Annotated in this window: 11 protein-coding genes and 1 tRNA gene; 1 reads left to right on the top strand and 11 read right to left on the bottom strand. The window is 63.5% G+C overall.

Annotated elements, in window-relative coordinates:
• Positions 1-6 precede the first annotated feature (6 nt).
• The 11 genes from AC0NIE_RS01610 to AC0NIE_RS01660 form a co-directional block, all read right to left on the bottom strand.
• Complete coding sequence (locus tag AC0NIE_RS01610) at positions 7-492, bottom strand: hypothetical protein (protein ID WP_473484229.1); 486 nt, start codon at positions 490-492, stop codon at positions 7-9.
• Between the two features lie 169 nt (positions 493-661).
• The gene (locus AC0NIE_RS01615) at positions 662-3,652 is read right to left on the bottom strand and encodes a nitrate reductase (RefSeq protein WP_473484232.1); all 2,991 of its coding nucleotides are present in this window, start codon (positions 3,650-3,652) and stop codon (positions 662-664) included.
• A 2-nt stretch (positions 3,653-3,654) separates the two neighbouring features.
• Positions 3,655-3,984: a nitrite reductase small subunit NirD gene (gene nirD, locus AC0NIE_RS01620; protein ID WP_473484234.1), complete on the bottom strand. Its 330-nt coding sequence runs from the start codon at positions 3,982-3,984 to the stop codon at positions 3,655-3,657.
• 5 nt (positions 3,985-3,989) lie between these two features.
• Positions 3,990-6,440, bottom strand: coding sequence for a nitrite reductase large subunit NirB (nirB, locus tag AC0NIE_RS01625; protein WP_473484236.1), 2,451 nt, complete (start codon positions 6,438-6,440; stop codon positions 3,990-3,992).
• Positions 6,441-6,444: 4 nt separating this feature from the next.
• Entirely contained in the window at positions 6,445-7,242 is a 798-nt protein-coding gene (locus AC0NIE_RS01630) for an ABC transporter ATP-binding protein (protein ID WP_292206307.1), read from the bottom strand.
• A 10-nt stretch (positions 7,243-7,252) separates the two neighbouring features.
• Entirely contained in the window at positions 7,253-8,149 is an 897-nt protein-coding gene (gene ntrB / locus AC0NIE_RS01635) for a nitrate ABC transporter permease (RefSeq protein ID WP_123146367.1), read from the bottom strand.
• Between the two features lie 65 nt (positions 8,150-8,214).
• The gene (locus AC0NIE_RS01640) at positions 8,215-9,531 is read right to left on the bottom strand and encodes a CmpA/NrtA family ABC transporter substrate-binding protein (RefSeq protein WP_123147362.1); all 1,317 of its coding nucleotides are present in this window, start codon (positions 9,529-9,531) and stop codon (positions 8,215-8,217) included.
• 354 nt (positions 9,532-9,885) lie between these two features.
• On the bottom strand, positions 9,886-11,124 hold the full coding sequence (locus tag AC0NIE_RS01645) for a CmpA/NrtA family ABC transporter substrate-binding protein (RefSeq protein WP_192365450.1): 1,239 nt from the start codon (positions 11,122-11,124) through the stop codon (positions 9,886-9,888).
• Between the two features lie 2 nt (positions 11,125-11,126).
• Positions 11,127-11,726 (bottom strand): ANTAR domain-containing response regulator, encoded by a 600-nt coding sequence (locus AC0NIE_RS01650; protein WP_023796771.1) that lies wholly within the window; start codon positions 11,724-11,726, stop codon positions 11,127-11,129.
• Between the two features lie 680 nt (positions 11,727-12,406).
• Positions 12,407-12,482 (bottom strand) — tRNA-Ala (locus tag AC0NIE_RS01655).
• 170 nt (positions 12,483-12,652) lie between these two features.
• Entirely contained in the window at positions 12,653-13,042 is a 390-nt protein-coding gene (locus AC0NIE_RS01660; protein WP_473484239.1) for a TIGR02300 family protein, read from the bottom strand.
• A 195-nt stretch (positions 13,043-13,237) separates the two neighbouring features.
• Between AC0NIE_RS01660 and aroA the strand changes: the two genes are divergently transcribed.
• Positions 13,238-14,596 (top strand): 3-phosphoshikimate 1-carboxyvinyltransferase, encoded by a 1,359-nt coding sequence (gene aroA, locus AC0NIE_RS01665; RefSeq protein WP_473484241.1) that lies wholly within the window; start codon positions 13,238-13,240, stop codon positions 14,594-14,596.
• Positions 14,597-14,695: the final 99 nt, after the last annotated feature.

Raw genomic sequence — 14,695 nt, forward strand, 5'->3', positions numbered from 1 at the left:
GGGTTCTCAGATGGTGAACGACCACAACAGGCAGGCCAGAGTCGCAGCGGTGAAGACGACAAAGAACAGGCTTCTCAGCAGGATATTGCGGCGCAACTCGTTCATGAAGAGATGGCATCCGACTACGGCGGCGACAAACAGGAAGCGCCAATTCAGCAGTGCCGGCAAGATATTGCTTCGATCGAAAGCCCATCTGGCGGCGAGGCCGCCAATGATAGCCGCGAACAACACGATGACTGTCCAGAAGATCGCATCTGCTGCGTTCGTCAGGACGACGCCGGCGGCCCGAATCGGCAGGATCATCATCAGCAGCGCGCTGAAGAAATACACTGAAGCAAGCGGGATGAACGTCCCGGCATCGGCGACGTCGTCCAGGCGTTTTGCGCCGATCGCACCATAGGGATAGCCATGCCTGGCCACTGCCAGGCTGAGAGCCATCAGCAGAGCCGTCAAAATGGCGACCAATGCGAATGAAGTGAGGGCTTTGCTCATGCTGTTCCTTGTCCCACCGTTCAACGTGCTTGGCGAATCGAACAAGGACGTTGGTAGACCACGGTTGTAAATGGCTGGTAAGCGGCAAAGCAGCGCGGTGACAGCTTTGTGGGACGGCCTTTACGGCAGAACCGTTCCGGCCACAGGAAATTCAACAGCAGTCGAGCATTCACTCTGCCGCTTGAAGATTTCGCGCGTCGATGATGGTCCTGATCTCGGCGCGGCAGGAGCCGCAATTGGTGCCGGCATGCAAGGTGGCGCCGATCGCTTCGACGCTGGTGCAGCCGCCGCGCACCGCTTCGGCGATCTGATTGGCGCCAACCCCGAAACAGGAGCAGACGATGGCACCACGGTCGACGCGATTGCCGCCGGGCCGCCCAGCCACGATCGCCAGCCGCCCGCGCCGATCGGCGTGATCTGCACTCAACTGCTCCACCGCCCAGCTGCGCGACACCGCGACAGGCTTAGGCGCAAGATAGAGCGCACCAGCCAGCCGGCTGCCGGCGAAGCGGGCGAAGCGATAGTGCCCGCCGGCGACATCATGATAGGCGAGCGTCTCACCTTGCACGTCCGCCTCGAGAAGCGAAGTCGCGAAAACCGGCCAGTCCCGGCCTGCCTTCAACGCAAATTCGAGGCGCCAGCCAGCGGCGCAGCGGGCGAGACTCCAATAGTCGGCGTCGATCGCGGCCGGCCGTTCGCCAAGCACCGCGAAGCCAAAGGCGACAGCAGCGAAGCGCTCTACGCGGGTGGCAACGTTCTTCGAGGCCGGCTGGCCTGAAATCGCATCGGTTATGGGCGCCACCAGCGCATCGACGCGGGCGCGCGCGGAGAACTGGTCCGTCCAGTGCATCGGCACGAAGACCGATCCCGGGCGCTGCCGCGCTGTCACCAGCGCGCGAACCAGCACCTCGCCGTGCACAGTCGAGACGCGCACGATGTCGGCGTCGCCGATGCCGAAGTGCAGTGCATCCGCCGGGTGGATTTCGACGAAGGGCTCGGCCATGTGCTGGGACAGGCGCTGGCTTTTGCCGGTCCGCGTCATCGTGTGCCAGTGATCGCGAACCCGCCCGGTGTTGAGGATCAGCGGGAATTTTTCGTTCGTGCGGGTTTGCGGAACTGGACGGATCGGGATGAAGCGCGCTTTGCCATCGGGTGTGTAGAAGCTGCCGTTGGCGAAAAAGCGGGTGCTGGGTGAGGCACGTCTTGCCTGAACGCCCAAGTCTTTCTCACTTTCAGCCTGAGCACCCCCCTCTGGCCTGCCGGCCATCTCCCCCGCAAGGGGGGAGATTAGCAGCTTGGGCGCCTGCTCTCCCCTTGCAGTATTGGAGATTGGCGAAGGCCGTGGTGATAGCCGATCTCCCCCCTTGCGGGGGAGATGGCCGGCAGGCCAGAGGGGGTCGTCCGCGACGGCCTCCACCTCGTTGAGGCGGCCCGGAGAGGTCGAGACTTCACCACCGACCCCACCCCGGCTCGCTTGTCTCGCTTCGCTCAACGCGCGCGCCGACCCTCCCCTCAAGGGGGAGGGTGAGGCCGGCGCTGGCCACTGGAAAGGCACCAGCGCGTCGTAGTCTTCTCCATCGGCCCCTGCGTACGCGCCGATGTCAAAATCGCGCGCGCCGTCATTCTCGAATGCCGACAGCGCTGCGTGTTCGGCGAAGACATCGGCCGGCGACGCATGCGAAAACGCTTCGCCAAAACCCATCCGCTTGGCCACTTCGGCGATAATCCACCAGTCGGCTCTTGCCTCGCCGGGCGTGGCCAAAAAGGTGCGCTGGCGCGAGATGAGGCGCTCCGAATTGGTGACGGTGCCGTCCTTTTCACCCCATGCGGCGGCGGGCAGGCGGACATGGGCGTGGCGGACCGTGTCGGTCTTGGCCAGCACGTCCGACACCACGACAAACGGGCAGGCCTTGATCGCCGCCTCGACGGCATCGGCATCCGGCATCGAATCGACCGGGTTGGTCGCCATGATCCACAGCGCCTTGACGCGCCCGTCGGCCACCGCCTGGAACATTTCGACCGCCTTTAGGCCGGGCTTTTCGGCGACGGTCGGCGCACTCCAGAAACGCTGCACGCGGTCGCGGTGCTCGGGGTTTTCGATCTCCATATGGGCGGCCAGCATGTTGGCCAGGCCGCCGACCTCGCGGCCGCCCATGGCGTTGGGCTGGCCGGTCACCGAAAACGGCCCGGCGCCGGGCTTGCCGATGCGGCCGGTCGCAAGATGACAGTTGATGATGGCGTTGACCTTGTCGGTGCCCGAGGACGACTGGTTCACCCCCTGGCTGTAGACGGTCACCGTCTTCGCCGTCGCGGCGAACAGGCTATAGAAGCTGAGAAGCTCGTCCTCGCCGAGGCCCGTGGCTGCGGCAACGCCGGCAAGGTCGAGCGCGGAGGCGGCAAAAAGGGCTTGCCCGAAGCCGGTCGTGTGCGCCGTGATATAGGTGCGGTCCAGCGCGTTGTGCTGGCCGAGATAGGCGAGCAGCCCTGTGAACAGCGCGACGTCGCCATCCGGCGCGATCGCCAGATGCATGTCGGCGATATCTGCAGTCATGGTGCGGCGCGGGTCGATCAGCACCACCTTCATCTCCGGCCGCTTTTCCCGGGCAGCAGCGATGCGCTGGTAAAGCACCGGGTGGCACCAGGCGAGATTGGAGCCTACCAGCACGATGAGGTCGGCGAACTCCAGATCCTCGTAACTGCCCGGTACCGTATCGGAGCCGAAGGCGCGACGGTGGCCGGCAACCGACGAGGCCATGCACAGGCGCGAATTGGTGTCGATATTGGCCGAGCCGATAAACCCCTTCATCAGCTTGTTGGCGACGTAATAGTCTTCGGTCAGCAACTGGCCGGAGACGTAGAAGGCGACCGAATCGGGACCGTGCTCGGCGATGCTCCGCGAAAAGGTCGAGGCGACGAGGTCGAGCGCTTCGTCCCAGTCGGTGCGGCGACCGTGGATCTCCGGATGGAGCAGCCGTCCGTCGAGGTCGATCGTCTCGGCCAGCGCCGAGCCCTTGGAACAGAGCCGGCCGAAATTCGCCGGATGGTCAGGGTCGCCGCGAACGGTTACCTCACCGTTCGCGGCGACCTTCGCCAGCACGCCGCAACCCACCCCGCAATAAGGGCAGGTGGTCCTCACCTCGCGCGCTTCGTCGATCTTCATGCTCACGCCGCGCGACTGGCCAGCGCTTCCAGCGCAATGAATAGACGCTCGCCCTCGATCCGCACCGGAATAGTGCGCACCGCACCTTCGTCGGCGCCAAGCGCCTTGCCGGTCTCCAGCGAGATCACCCAATTGTGCAGGGGACAGGTCACCGCCGCGCCATGGACGATCCCCTGCGAGAGCGGTCCGCCCTTGTGCGGGCAATGGTCCTCGATGGCAAAGACCTGATCGTCAGCGGTGCGGAAGACAGCAATCTTGCCTTGAGGCGTGGCTACGCAGCGCGCGCCGCGGCGCGGAATGTCTGAGAGCGTGCCGATAGATACCCAGTTCATCACGGTCACTCCGCCGCCTGCGCGAAACCGACCGAAGCCATCGGCCGGAACTCGTGCTTGTCTTTGCCGGAAACGCGTTCCGACCAAGGGTCGACCTGCGCGAATTTCTGCGAAAAGACGAAGCGGTCGAAATAGGTCCTGCGTTTCTCGCCATCGTCCATGATCTGGCGCTTGATCTCGGCGATTCCGATGCGCTTGGCCCATTTGTAGATGCGCTCGAGATACCGGCCCTGTTCGCGATACATCTGCGTCAGCGCCACGATATGTTCCAGCGCCTCGTCCTCGGTTTTGACTAGGCCGAGCACCTCGGTGCCCTTGATATCGAGGCCGGCGGCCCCGGCGAAATGGATCTCGTAGCCTGAATCGACGCAGATCACGCCGACATCCTTGCAGGTTGCTTCAGCACAGTTCCTAGGGCAGCCCGACACCGCCATCTTGACCTTGGCGGGCGTCCACGAGCCCCACATAAATTTCTCGATGCGGACCCCGAACCCCGTCGAATCCTGCGTGCCGAAGCGGCACCAGTCCGAACCGACGCAGGTCTTCACGGTGCGTAGGCCTTTGGCATAGGCATGGCCGGAGACGAAGCCGGCCTGACCGAGGTCGGCCCACACCGCCGGCAGGTCTTCCTTGCGGATACCGAGCATGTCGATGCGCTGGCCGCCGGTGACCTTGACCATCGGGATCTCGAATTTGTCGACGACATCGGCGATGGCGCGCAGTTCGGCGGCATTGGTGACGCCGCCCCACATGCGCGGCACCACCGAATAGGTACCGTCCTTCTGAATGTTGGCGTGGACGCGCTCGTTGATGAAACGCGACTGGTAGTCGTCGGCATACTCGTCCGGCCAGTCGCAGACGAGATAGTAGTTGAGCGCCGGCCGGCATTTGGCGCAGCCGCAGGAGGTGGTCCATTCCAGTTCCTGCATGACGGCGGGAATGGTTTTCAGGCCCTTGGCCTTGATCAGCCGGCGAACCTCATCATGGCCGAGCGTGGTGCAGCCGCACATCGGTTGCACTGCCGCCGGATTGTATTTGTCGCCGATGGTCAGCACCATCAGCTTTTCGACCAGGCCTGTGCAGGAGCCGCAGGAAGCGGACGCCTTGGTGTGGGCACGCACGTCGTCGAGCGAGGTCAGGCCCTTGGCTGTGATTGCGCCTGATATCTTTCCCTTGCAAACGCCGTTGCAGCCGCAGATTTCCGCATCATCCGGCAAGGCTGCAACGGCCGCCATAGGGTCCAGGGAGGCGCCTCCCTGGTATGACTGGCCGAAGATAAGCGTGTCGCGCATTTGCGATATGTCGGTCTGCTTCTTTTTGAGGTCGTTGAACCAGGCGCCGTCCGCCGTCTCGCCGTAGAGCACGGTGCCGATGATGCGGTCATCCCTAAGCACCAGCCGCTTGTAGACGCCGGCGGCGGCATCGCGCAGCACGATCTCCTGGCGGTCCTCGCCCTCGGCGAAGTCGCCGAGCGAGAACAGTTCGATGCCGGTGACCTTGAGCTTGGTCGGCGTGTCCATATGGACGAAAGCCGCCGCCTCGTTGCCGGCAAGCTGGCTGGCGGCGACGCGCGCCATCTCGTAGAGCGGCGCGACCAGCCCGTAGACCTGCCCGTTGACCTCGGCGCATTCGCCGAGCGCGTAGATATCGGGATCGTTGCTGCGCATGCCGGCGTCGACGACGATGCCACGATTGACGGCAATGCCGGCTTCCTTCGCGAGGGCCGCATTCGGCCTGATGCCCACCGCCATGACGACGAGCGTCGCCGGGATGATGGTTCCGTCGGCGAGTTCCACCTGCTCGACCTTGCCCTTGCCTGTGATCGCCTGGGTGTTGGCCTTGGTGATGACCTTGATGCCGCGCTGCTCGACGGCGCGCTGCAAGAGATAGCCGGCGGCCGGATCGAGCTGACGCTCCATCAGCGTCGGCATGACATGCAGCACGGTGACGTCCATGCCTTGCGAGTTCAAGCCCGCTGCCGCTTCCAGCCCGAGCAGACCGCCGCCGATGACCACGGCCTTGGCCCGCGACTGGGCGGCAAGCAGCATGGCCTGAACGTCGTCAAGATCGCGATAGGTGAGCACGCCCGGCAGATCGTGGCCGGGCACCGGAATGATGAACGGCACCGAGCCGGTGGCGATGACGAGCTTGTCATAGGGCTCAGTGACACCGTGGTCGGAAGTAACGGTCTTTGCCGCCCGGTCGATAGCGACGATCTTGTGGCCCTTGTAGAGCGTGATGCCGTTGGCGATGTACCAGCCGTCGCCATGGATGATGATTTCCTCAAAGGCCTTCTCGCCGGACAGAACCGGCGACAGCATGATGCGGTCGTAATTGACCCGCGGCTCGGCGTTGAAGATGGTGACCTGGTAGCGACCGGGCGCCTGTTCGAATAGGTGCTCCAGCATCCGCCCGGGCGCCATGCCGTTGCCGATGATGACGAGTTTTTCGGTCATTGAGCTACTCCGCGGCTTCGACGAAGCGGTGGCGTTCGTAGAGGAACTTCAGCACCGCCTCGCGGCAGCGCAGGAAGGTCCGGTCGGAGGAAAGCTCGATGCGCCGGCGTGGTCGGGCCAGCGGCACGGGAAGCACCTCGCCGATGGTCGCCGCTGGACCGTTGGTCATCATGACGATGCGATCGGACAACAGCACCGCCTCGTCGACATCGTGGGTGATCATGATCGTCGTCGAGCCAAGCCTCGAATGGATATCCATCACCGCATCCTGCAGATGGGCGCGCGTCAGAGCGTCGAGCGCACCGAACGGTTCGTCGAGCAGCAGGATCTTCGGCTCCATGGCCAGCGCGCGGGCGATGCCGACGCGCTGCTTCATGCCGCCTGATATCTCAGCGGGCCGCTTGTCCCTGGCATGTGCCATCTGCACGAGGTCGAGATTGCGCATGATCCAGTCGTGCCGTTCGGCCCGGCTCCTGGTGCGGCCGAAGACCTTAGACACCGCTAGGTTGATGTTTTCGTAGACGGTGAGCCATGGCAGCAGGCTGTGGTTCTGGAACACCACGGCGCGTTCAGGACCAGGGCTGTCGACCTCCTTGTCTTCGAGCAGGACCGCGCCGGCGGTCACTTTCGTCAGCCCGGCGATCAGGTTGAGCAAGGTCGACTTGCCGCAGCCGGAATGGCCGATGATCGAGACGAATTCGCCCTTGTCGATCGTCAGCCGGATGTCCTTCAGCACCTCGCTGACCTGGCCGCCCCGGGCGAACGACTTGTCGATATGGTCGAGCTTCAGATAGGCCGTCATTGCCCTCTCCTCACTTTGCCGTTGTGCCGCGGGTGACAAAGGCGCCGACCGCCGCGACCAAGCGATCGAGGCAAAAGCCGGTGACGCCGATATAGGCGAGCGCAACGATGATGTCGGGCAGCCGCGACGAGTTCCAGGCGTCCCAGATGAAGAAGCCGATGCCGACGCCGCCTGTCAGCATTTCGGCGGCGACGATGGCAAGCCAGGACAGGCCGATGCCGATGCGCAGGCCGGTGAAGATGTAAGGTGCCGCGGCCGGCACCATGATCTTCACGAAGAATTCGAGCTGGTTGAGCCTGAGGATGCGGGAGACGTTGCGGTAGTCCTCCGGAATGTTGCGGACGCCGACGGCGGTGTTGATGATCACCGGCCAGATCGAGGTGATGAAGATGACGAAGATCGCCGATGGGCTGGAATCGCGGAAGGCGGCCAGCGACAGCGGCAGCCAGGCGAGCGGCGGCACGGTGCGCAGGATCTGGAACACAGGGTCGAGGCCGCGCATCGCCCAGATCGACTGGCCGACCAGAGCACCGAGCGCGACGCCGACGATGGCAGCCAGGCCAAAGCCGATGGCGACGCGCTGCAGCGAGATCAGCACCCGCCAGGCCAGTCCGATGTCCTGCGGACCATAATCGAAGAACGGATGGGCGATCAGATCGTAGGCCTCGTTCCATACCTGGCTAGGTGGCGGCAAGCTGGCGTTGGGCGACGAGCAGGCGATCTGCCAGATGACGAGCATGACGACGATGACGACTGCCGGCGGCACCAGCGTGCTCGCCAGTTTGCCGGCGATCGCGGCGGGATCGAAGCGGCGCCTCACCTTGGCGGTGAAAGCTATGACCTCTGCAGGCTTGGCAGGCGTGGGGAACGCCTTCACCTTGGTGTCCTCGATGGCTTGGATAGACATTTCGCAAAAAGCTCCTTGAGCATTGGCGTGACAGGCGGCGCCACTGGCGCCGCTTGCCGGCGACGTCAGGCCGATGCCTTGATCTTCAGGCTGTCGAGATAGGCGGACGGATTGGCCGGATCGAAGATCTTGCCGTCGAAGAAGGTCTCGACGCCGCGCGATGAAGACGCCGGGATGTCGGCCGCAGCGACGCCGAGATCCTTCGCCGCCTCGCGCCACAGATCTTCCCGGTTGACCTGATCGACCAGCGCCTTGATGTCGGTGGTCGCCGCGAATTTGCCCCAGCGGATGTTTTCGGCGAGGAACCAGCTGTCGTGGCTCTTGAACGGATAGGACACACCGCCCTTCCAGAACTTCATGTAGAGGTCGGTGCCGGTGGCGACGCGGTCATTGCCGTAATTGATGTCGCCCTTAAGGCGACCGATGATGTCGGCGGTCGGCACGTTCATCCACTGCCGCTTGCCGATGATGGCCGCCATCTCGTCCTTGTTCTCCATGGCTTCGCACCATTGCTGGGCTTCCATGACGGCCATCAGGATCGCCTTGGTGGCGTTCGGGTTCTTGTCGATGAAGGCGGCGCGCAGGCCGAGCGCCTTTTCCGGATGGCCTTTCCACAACTCGCCCGTCGTGGCGGCGGTGAAGCCGACGCCCTGATGGACGAGTTGCTCGTTCCATGGCTCGCCGACGCAGAACACGTCCATATTGCCGACCTTCATGTTGGCGACCATCTGCGGCGGCGGCACAACGATGGTCGAGACATCCTTGTCGGGATCGATGCCGCCGGCAGCCAGCCAGTAGCGCAACCAGAGATCATGGGTGCCGCCCGGGAAGGTCATGGCGGCTTTCACCTCCTTGCCTTCGGCCTTCTTGGCCGCAAAGGCGTCCTTCAGCTTGGAGGCATCGAGGCCGACGCCGGTGCCGGCATATTCCTGCGCGACGGAAATCGCCTGGCAGTCGTAGTTGAGCCGCGCCACGATCGCCATCGGCATCGGCTGATTGTTCTGCGTCACCTTGCCGGTGTGCATCAGGTAAGGCATCGGCGTCAGGATATGGGCGCCGTCGATGCCGTTGGCTTCGCCGCCGAGCATCAGATTGTCGCGTGTCGCGCCCCAGGAGGCCTGCTTGAGCACCTCGACATCGGGCATGCCGAATTTTTCGAACAGGCCCTTCTCCTTGGCGATCATCAGCGGCGCCGCATCGGTCAGCGCGATGAAGCCGAGCTTGGCGCCAGTGACTTCCGGCGCCGCCGTTGCCGCATAGGCGCCGGACGGCAACAGCGCGCGTGCCGCCGCCAGCGTTGCCGCGGTGGCCGCGCTCATCATCAGGAAATCGCGGCGCGTTACGCCCGTGAGGGCGGATTGGGTTTTGATGCGTTTCGTCATCGTCATCTCCATTGGGCGCGGCTTGGGATCTGCGCCGTCGATTGCGTGTTCGACCAAAACAAAAAAGCCGCCGGCCAGGCCGCCGCATCCGTTGATCCGGATCGCGTGTTGACCTGAGCGGCAGCTTTGCCTGTGGCGCCCGCCATTGGACGCCGTATTCAATGGCCCTGAAGGCCCATGGATTATGATGCAGGAACCGTGCCAGTTTGAAGAAACGGTAGATTCAGCAATGAAAACAACCGAGAGAGCGGGCGTAAAGGCTGGAGCGCCGGATTGTCGATGCTCATGCGACAGTCACGTTCATTGTGCAGCGGCACAAAAATTGTGCAGTGCATGATAGTGCGCAAGGAATGCTCAACCCGTCGGCATTGCCCAGTCGCGGATGGCGAGATAGTCGTCGATCCTGTCCGGATCGAAGATGCGGCCGTCGAAGAAACCATCCGGACCAAGGACGAGGCTGGCGCCCGCCGAGCCGACCGGCGTGGCAGCGGTCAGGGCCCCCTCGACCTTGGCATTGGCTCCCGGCAGAGCGACGCCGAGCGGCTTCAGCGCTGCGCGATAGAGGTCGGGCCGGTAGGTGTCGCGCGCGAGCGCCATGTGGGCAGCGCTGTGCTTGACCTGCCCCCAACGGACCATCTGCGTGTAGAACCACAGCGCATGGCTCTTCCACGGAAAATTCGCCGCCTTGCCGAAAGGAAGAAAGAAGTCCTCGACGCTCAATTCCGCGACCCCGCCCAGCGCAAGATGTCCGGTCAGGATCGGCATCAGCAGCGCCGGCGAAACGCCGAGGAAGGAAGGCTGCGCCATCAGGGCGGCCAGTTCACCGCGGTTTGCCGGATCCTGGCACCAGCGCGCAGCATGATGCAGCGCGCGCAGCAGGGCCGAAAGGGCCTCCGGGTGTTTTTCGGCCCAGGCCTTGCGCACGCCGACGACTTTCTCGGGGCTGGTCTTCCAGATAGCGGCCTTGACCGTGGCGATATGGCCGGTGCCGGCGACGACCGAGGCGCTGTTCCAGGGTTCGCCGACGCAGTAGCCGTCGATCCTGCCGGCGGCGAGTGCGTCGGCCATGAAGGGCGGCGGCACGATGACGATTTCTATTTCGCGCGACGGATCGATGCCGCAGGCCGCGAGCCAGTAGCGCAGTTCGTAATTATGCCCCGAGTGCGGATGCACGACCGCAAAGCGCATCGGCTCGCGACCAGCATTTGCCCGTTCACGGATCAGCGCTCCCAAGGCCTTGCCGGCCCGCGCCGGATCGAGGTCGGGCAACGCACCGTGCGCGGCCATGCCCGCCCAGAGCATATTCGAAACCGTTACGCAGTTGCCGCCCAGCCCAAGCGAGAACGGCACGATCGTATCGGAGGCGAGCGGGGTGAGCCCCAGATTGCAGGCGATCGGCATCGGTCCCAGCATATGCGCCAGGTCGAAATGTCCGATCGCAATGCGATCGCGGATGTTGGCCCAGGACGTTTCGCGACTGAGCGTCAGGTCGACGCCTTCGCGCGCGGCAAAGCCGATCTCCCTCGCTGCGACAAGAACGGCACTGTCGAAGAGCGGTATGAAACCGGCATTGATCTGGTGTTCGGCCGCCATGCTCAACTCTCTCCGGGATCCAGAAGGCCTGCCGCCGTCACCAGGCTCTGCGCGATTTCGCTGATCTTGCGGTTCTGGTTCATGGCGGTCTTGCGCAAAAGCGTATAGGCCGCGTCCTCCGACAGGCCGCGCGACCTCATAAGGATGCCCTTGGCGCGGTCGATGACCTTGCGGTCCTCCAATTCACTTCGGGCCTCTTCCAGTTCGCGCGCCATCCGCGAAAACGCGTTGAAGCGGCTGATCGCCATGTCGAGGATCGGCTTGACGCGCTCCTGGCGCAGCCCGTCGACGACGTAGGCGGAGACCCCCGCTTCCACCGCAGCTTCGATCGAAGCTTGGTCGGACCGGTCCACGAACATGGCGATCGGCCGCTTCACCACGCGCGAAAGCTGGAACATGTTTTCAAGCATGTCGCGGTTGGGATTTTCGAGGTCGATGACGATCACGTCCGGTTCGATCTCGGCAATGCGCCGCGCTATTCCCGCAACATCGTGAACGACCGTGACCTGCTCATGCCCGGCCTCCCGCAATCCCGCCTCAATGATGGAGGCGCGGATGTGGTTTTCGTCGATCACCAGGACGGTGAGGGATTTCCGGATCATGCCGCATTTTGCGCAGGCTGCGTGAATGTGCAATGCGGCATATGAGAGAATTGACGCAGTTATCGCTTCGGGGACTGCCACATGTTTGCGGAGCCGACCCCGTTAAGCTTCTTTAAATACCATTCATAGGGTCTACTTTGCTTTGGTATCGCCTGCGCTATTTTTCAGTTTGCGAACCTTGTCTCGCTGGCTAGAAGATTGGATGTTTCCATGGATCGGCGATCATTTCTGACAGGAATGTTTGGCATTGCTGGGGCAGCAGCCCTTGCGAGCGCAGTTCGGCCAATCAACGCGGTCGCCGACGTACCGGGCGCCAGAAGCGGCATTCTCGATGAACTCGACGCGCCGGATACGGAAGCCTTCGAGGATGAAGATACTCAAGCGGAGCCGGTCCGCCATCGGCACTGGCACCGCAGGCGGCGGCGCAGGCGGCGCGCTTGAGAAGGATCTGCCGTCGTTACTGGCGAAATGGCTATCGGCGCGTCCGGTGCCGTCGCAGGCGTGTTTGGGTCTGGGATTGGTATTATTAGCAGCTAATGTGCTGAAACCCCGGTGGTTGCCGGGGTTTCAGCTTCAGACTAGCCGAAATACAGCGAAATTATTTCAGGGGACCCGCCCGGTTTTGTCGGGCCTGCCAGTGATAGACAGGTCTAAAGAGACTGATTTTCCCGAGAGAAAACTGGTGGAGCCAATCGGAATCGAACCGACGACCTCTTGAATGCCATTCAAGCGCTCTCCCAACTGAGCTATGGCCCCACTCCGGCAGTCTACCGGCGCCGTTGCCGGCGAAGAGATCCGGCGCGGGTTGAGACCGCGCCGTTAGTGCAGCGGCTTCTAACCCCGCCTTCCGTCAATATCAAGCCTTCAAGAGCCGCTTTTTATTAAGACGCCGCGAAAGTCGGCAGGCGCTTGCGCCAGAGGCCGGATCAGACTTCGTCGTCGTCGTCCCCGACGCCGATCATGTCGGCGACATCGTCGTCTTCTTCCTCCTCGTCGGCGAGGAAAGTATCGTCGTCGTCATCGCCGAGGTCCACATCGTCCTCGTCATCGCCGAGATCGGGAAGATCGTCGGGTTTCGCATCCTCATCCGCCTCTTCGAGCGAGACGACCTCGACGCCCTCTTCCTCCTCGGCGTCCACTTCCTTCTCGGCAACTTCCTCTTCCTCCTCAAGGGCGGTGATCTTGCCTTCCTCGAAATAGGAACGTGGATAGCTCTTGCCGGTATAGGGCGAGACGATCGGATCCTTGTTCAGGTCGTAGAATTTTTGACCCGTTTCGGGGTCGATGCGTTTGGTGCCAAGTTCGGGTTTTGCCACAGCAAGCCTCGTCGATGAAAGTTTGGTCCCCATAACCACAGTTTGCGGCGCTGTCAAAGCCTAAAGCCAGCCTGATAAATCGCCGTGTTGAGCGACCTCTTGCAAGGGGATGACCATTTCCGCCCGCCGTGATACGAGACCGCCCAAACAAGAGGAAAAAGGCCGGCCACCGGCGTTTTCAGCCAGGAAAAAGTCATGTCGCATACTGCCGCCCCGAAACCGGCCACCGCTCGCAAATCGTCAGCGCTTTCCGGCGCGGCGCGGGTACCCGGCGACAAGTCGATCTCGCACCGCTCGTTCATGTTCGGCGGCCTCGCCTCCGGCGAGACCCGCATCACCGGCCTGCTGGAAGGCGAGGATGTGATGCGCACCGGCGCCGCGATGAAGGCAATGGGCGCGCATATAGAGAAGCGCGGCGCCGAGTGGGTGATCCGCGGCACCGGCAACGGCGCGCTGCTGCAGCCGGAAGGCCCGCTCGATTTCGGCAATGCCGGCACCGGCTCGCGCCTCACCATGGGCTTGGTCGGCACCTACGACATGGAGACGACCTTCATCGGCGACGCCTCGCTGTCCGGCCGGCCGATGGGCCGCGTGCTCGAGCCGCTGCGCCAGATGGGCGTGCAGGTGCTGAAGGCGACTCCCGGCGACCGCATGCCGATCACGCTGCACGGGCCCAAGCACACCGCGCCCATCACCTACCGCGTGCCGATGGCCTCGGCGCAGGTGAAGTCGGCGGTGCTGCTCGCCGGGCTGAACACGCCCGGCGTCACCACCGTCATCGAGCCGGTGATGACGCGCGACCACACCGAAAAGATGCTGAAGGGATTCGGCGCCAATCTGTCGGTCGAGACCGACGAGCGCGGCGTGCGTCACATCTTCATCGAGGGCCAGGGCAAGCTCACCGGCCAGACGATCGCTGTGCCGGGCGACCCGTCCTCGGCCGGCTTCCCGCTGGTGGCGGCGCTGATCGTGCCGGGCTCGGACATCACGATCGAAAACGTGCTGATGAACCCGACCCGCACCGGCCTTTTGTTGACGCTGCAGGAAATGGGCGCCCGGATCGATGTTCTCGACCCTCGCAATGAAGGCGGCGAGGATGTCGCCGATCTGCGCGTACGCTATTCCGAGCTGAAGGGCGTCGCCGTGCCGCCCGAGCGGGCGCCGACGATGATCGACGAATATCCGGTGCTTGCCGTCGCGGCCAGCTTTGCCGAGGGCGAAACGCTGATGCAGGGGCTGGAAGAGCTGCGGGTGAAGGAATCCGACCGGCTGTCGGCTGTCGCGAACGGGCTGAAGGTCAATGGCGTCGACTGCACCGAAGGCGAGGCCTCGCTGGCGGTGCGCGGAAGACCGGGCGGCAAGGGGCTCGGTCAACACCCAAATGGACAGAGCACCATCGTCCAGACTCATCTCGACCACCGCATTGCCATGAGCTTTCTGGTCATGGGACTGGCAACGGAAAAGCCGGTGACCATCGACGACCAGGCGATGATCGCGACGAGTTTTCCTGAATTCATGGGCCTGATGAAGGGGCTGGGCGCGAAGATCGAGTAGCGGTACTGCGAGCAGGATTTCCACGTTCAGCGCCAAACTAGCCGCGCCAGCGGTCTTGTGAGCGACTTTCGATTTCTTTGTAAGCAACCGCGCAGGGGG

Source organism: Mesorhizobium sp. WSM4842 (genome assembly GCF_055901575.1).

Coding starts and splice junctions, on each gene's coding strand:
- AC0NIE_RS01610 (WP_473484229.1), bottom strand. CDS start 492: ATGAGCAAAGCCCTCACTTCATTCGCATTGGTCGCCATTTTGACGGCT.
- AC0NIE_RS01615 (WP_473484232.1), bottom strand. CDS start 3,652: ATGAAGATCGACGAAGCGCGCGAGGTGAGGACCACCTGCCCTTATTGC.
- nirD (WP_473484234.1), bottom strand. CDS start 3,984: ATGAACTGGGTATCTATCGGCACGCTCTCAGACATTCCGCGCCGCGGC.
- nirB (WP_473484236.1), bottom strand. CDS start 6,440: ATGACCGAAAAACTCGTCATCATCGGCAACGGCATGGCGCCCGGGCGG.
- AC0NIE_RS01630 (WP_292206307.1), bottom strand. CDS start 7,242: ATGACGGCCTATCTGAAGCTCGACCATATCGACAAGTCGTTCGCCCGG.
- ntrB (WP_123146367.1), bottom strand. CDS start 8,149: ATGTCTATCCAAGCCATCGAGGACACCAAGGTGAAGGCGTTCCCCACG.
- AC0NIE_RS01640 (WP_123147362.1), bottom strand. CDS start 9,531: ATGACGAAACGCATCAAAACCCAATCCGCCCTCACGGGCGTAACGCGC.
- AC0NIE_RS01645 (WP_192365450.1), bottom strand. CDS start 11,124: ATGGCGGCCGAACACCAGATCAATGCCGGTTTCATACCGCTCTTCGAC.
- AC0NIE_RS01650 (WP_023796771.1), bottom strand. CDS start 11,726: ATGATCCGGAAATCCCTCACCGTCCTGGTGATCGACGAAAACCACATC.
- aroA (WP_473484241.1), top strand. CDS start 13,238: ATGTCGCATACTGCCGCCCCGAAACCGGCCACCGCTCGCAAATCGTCA.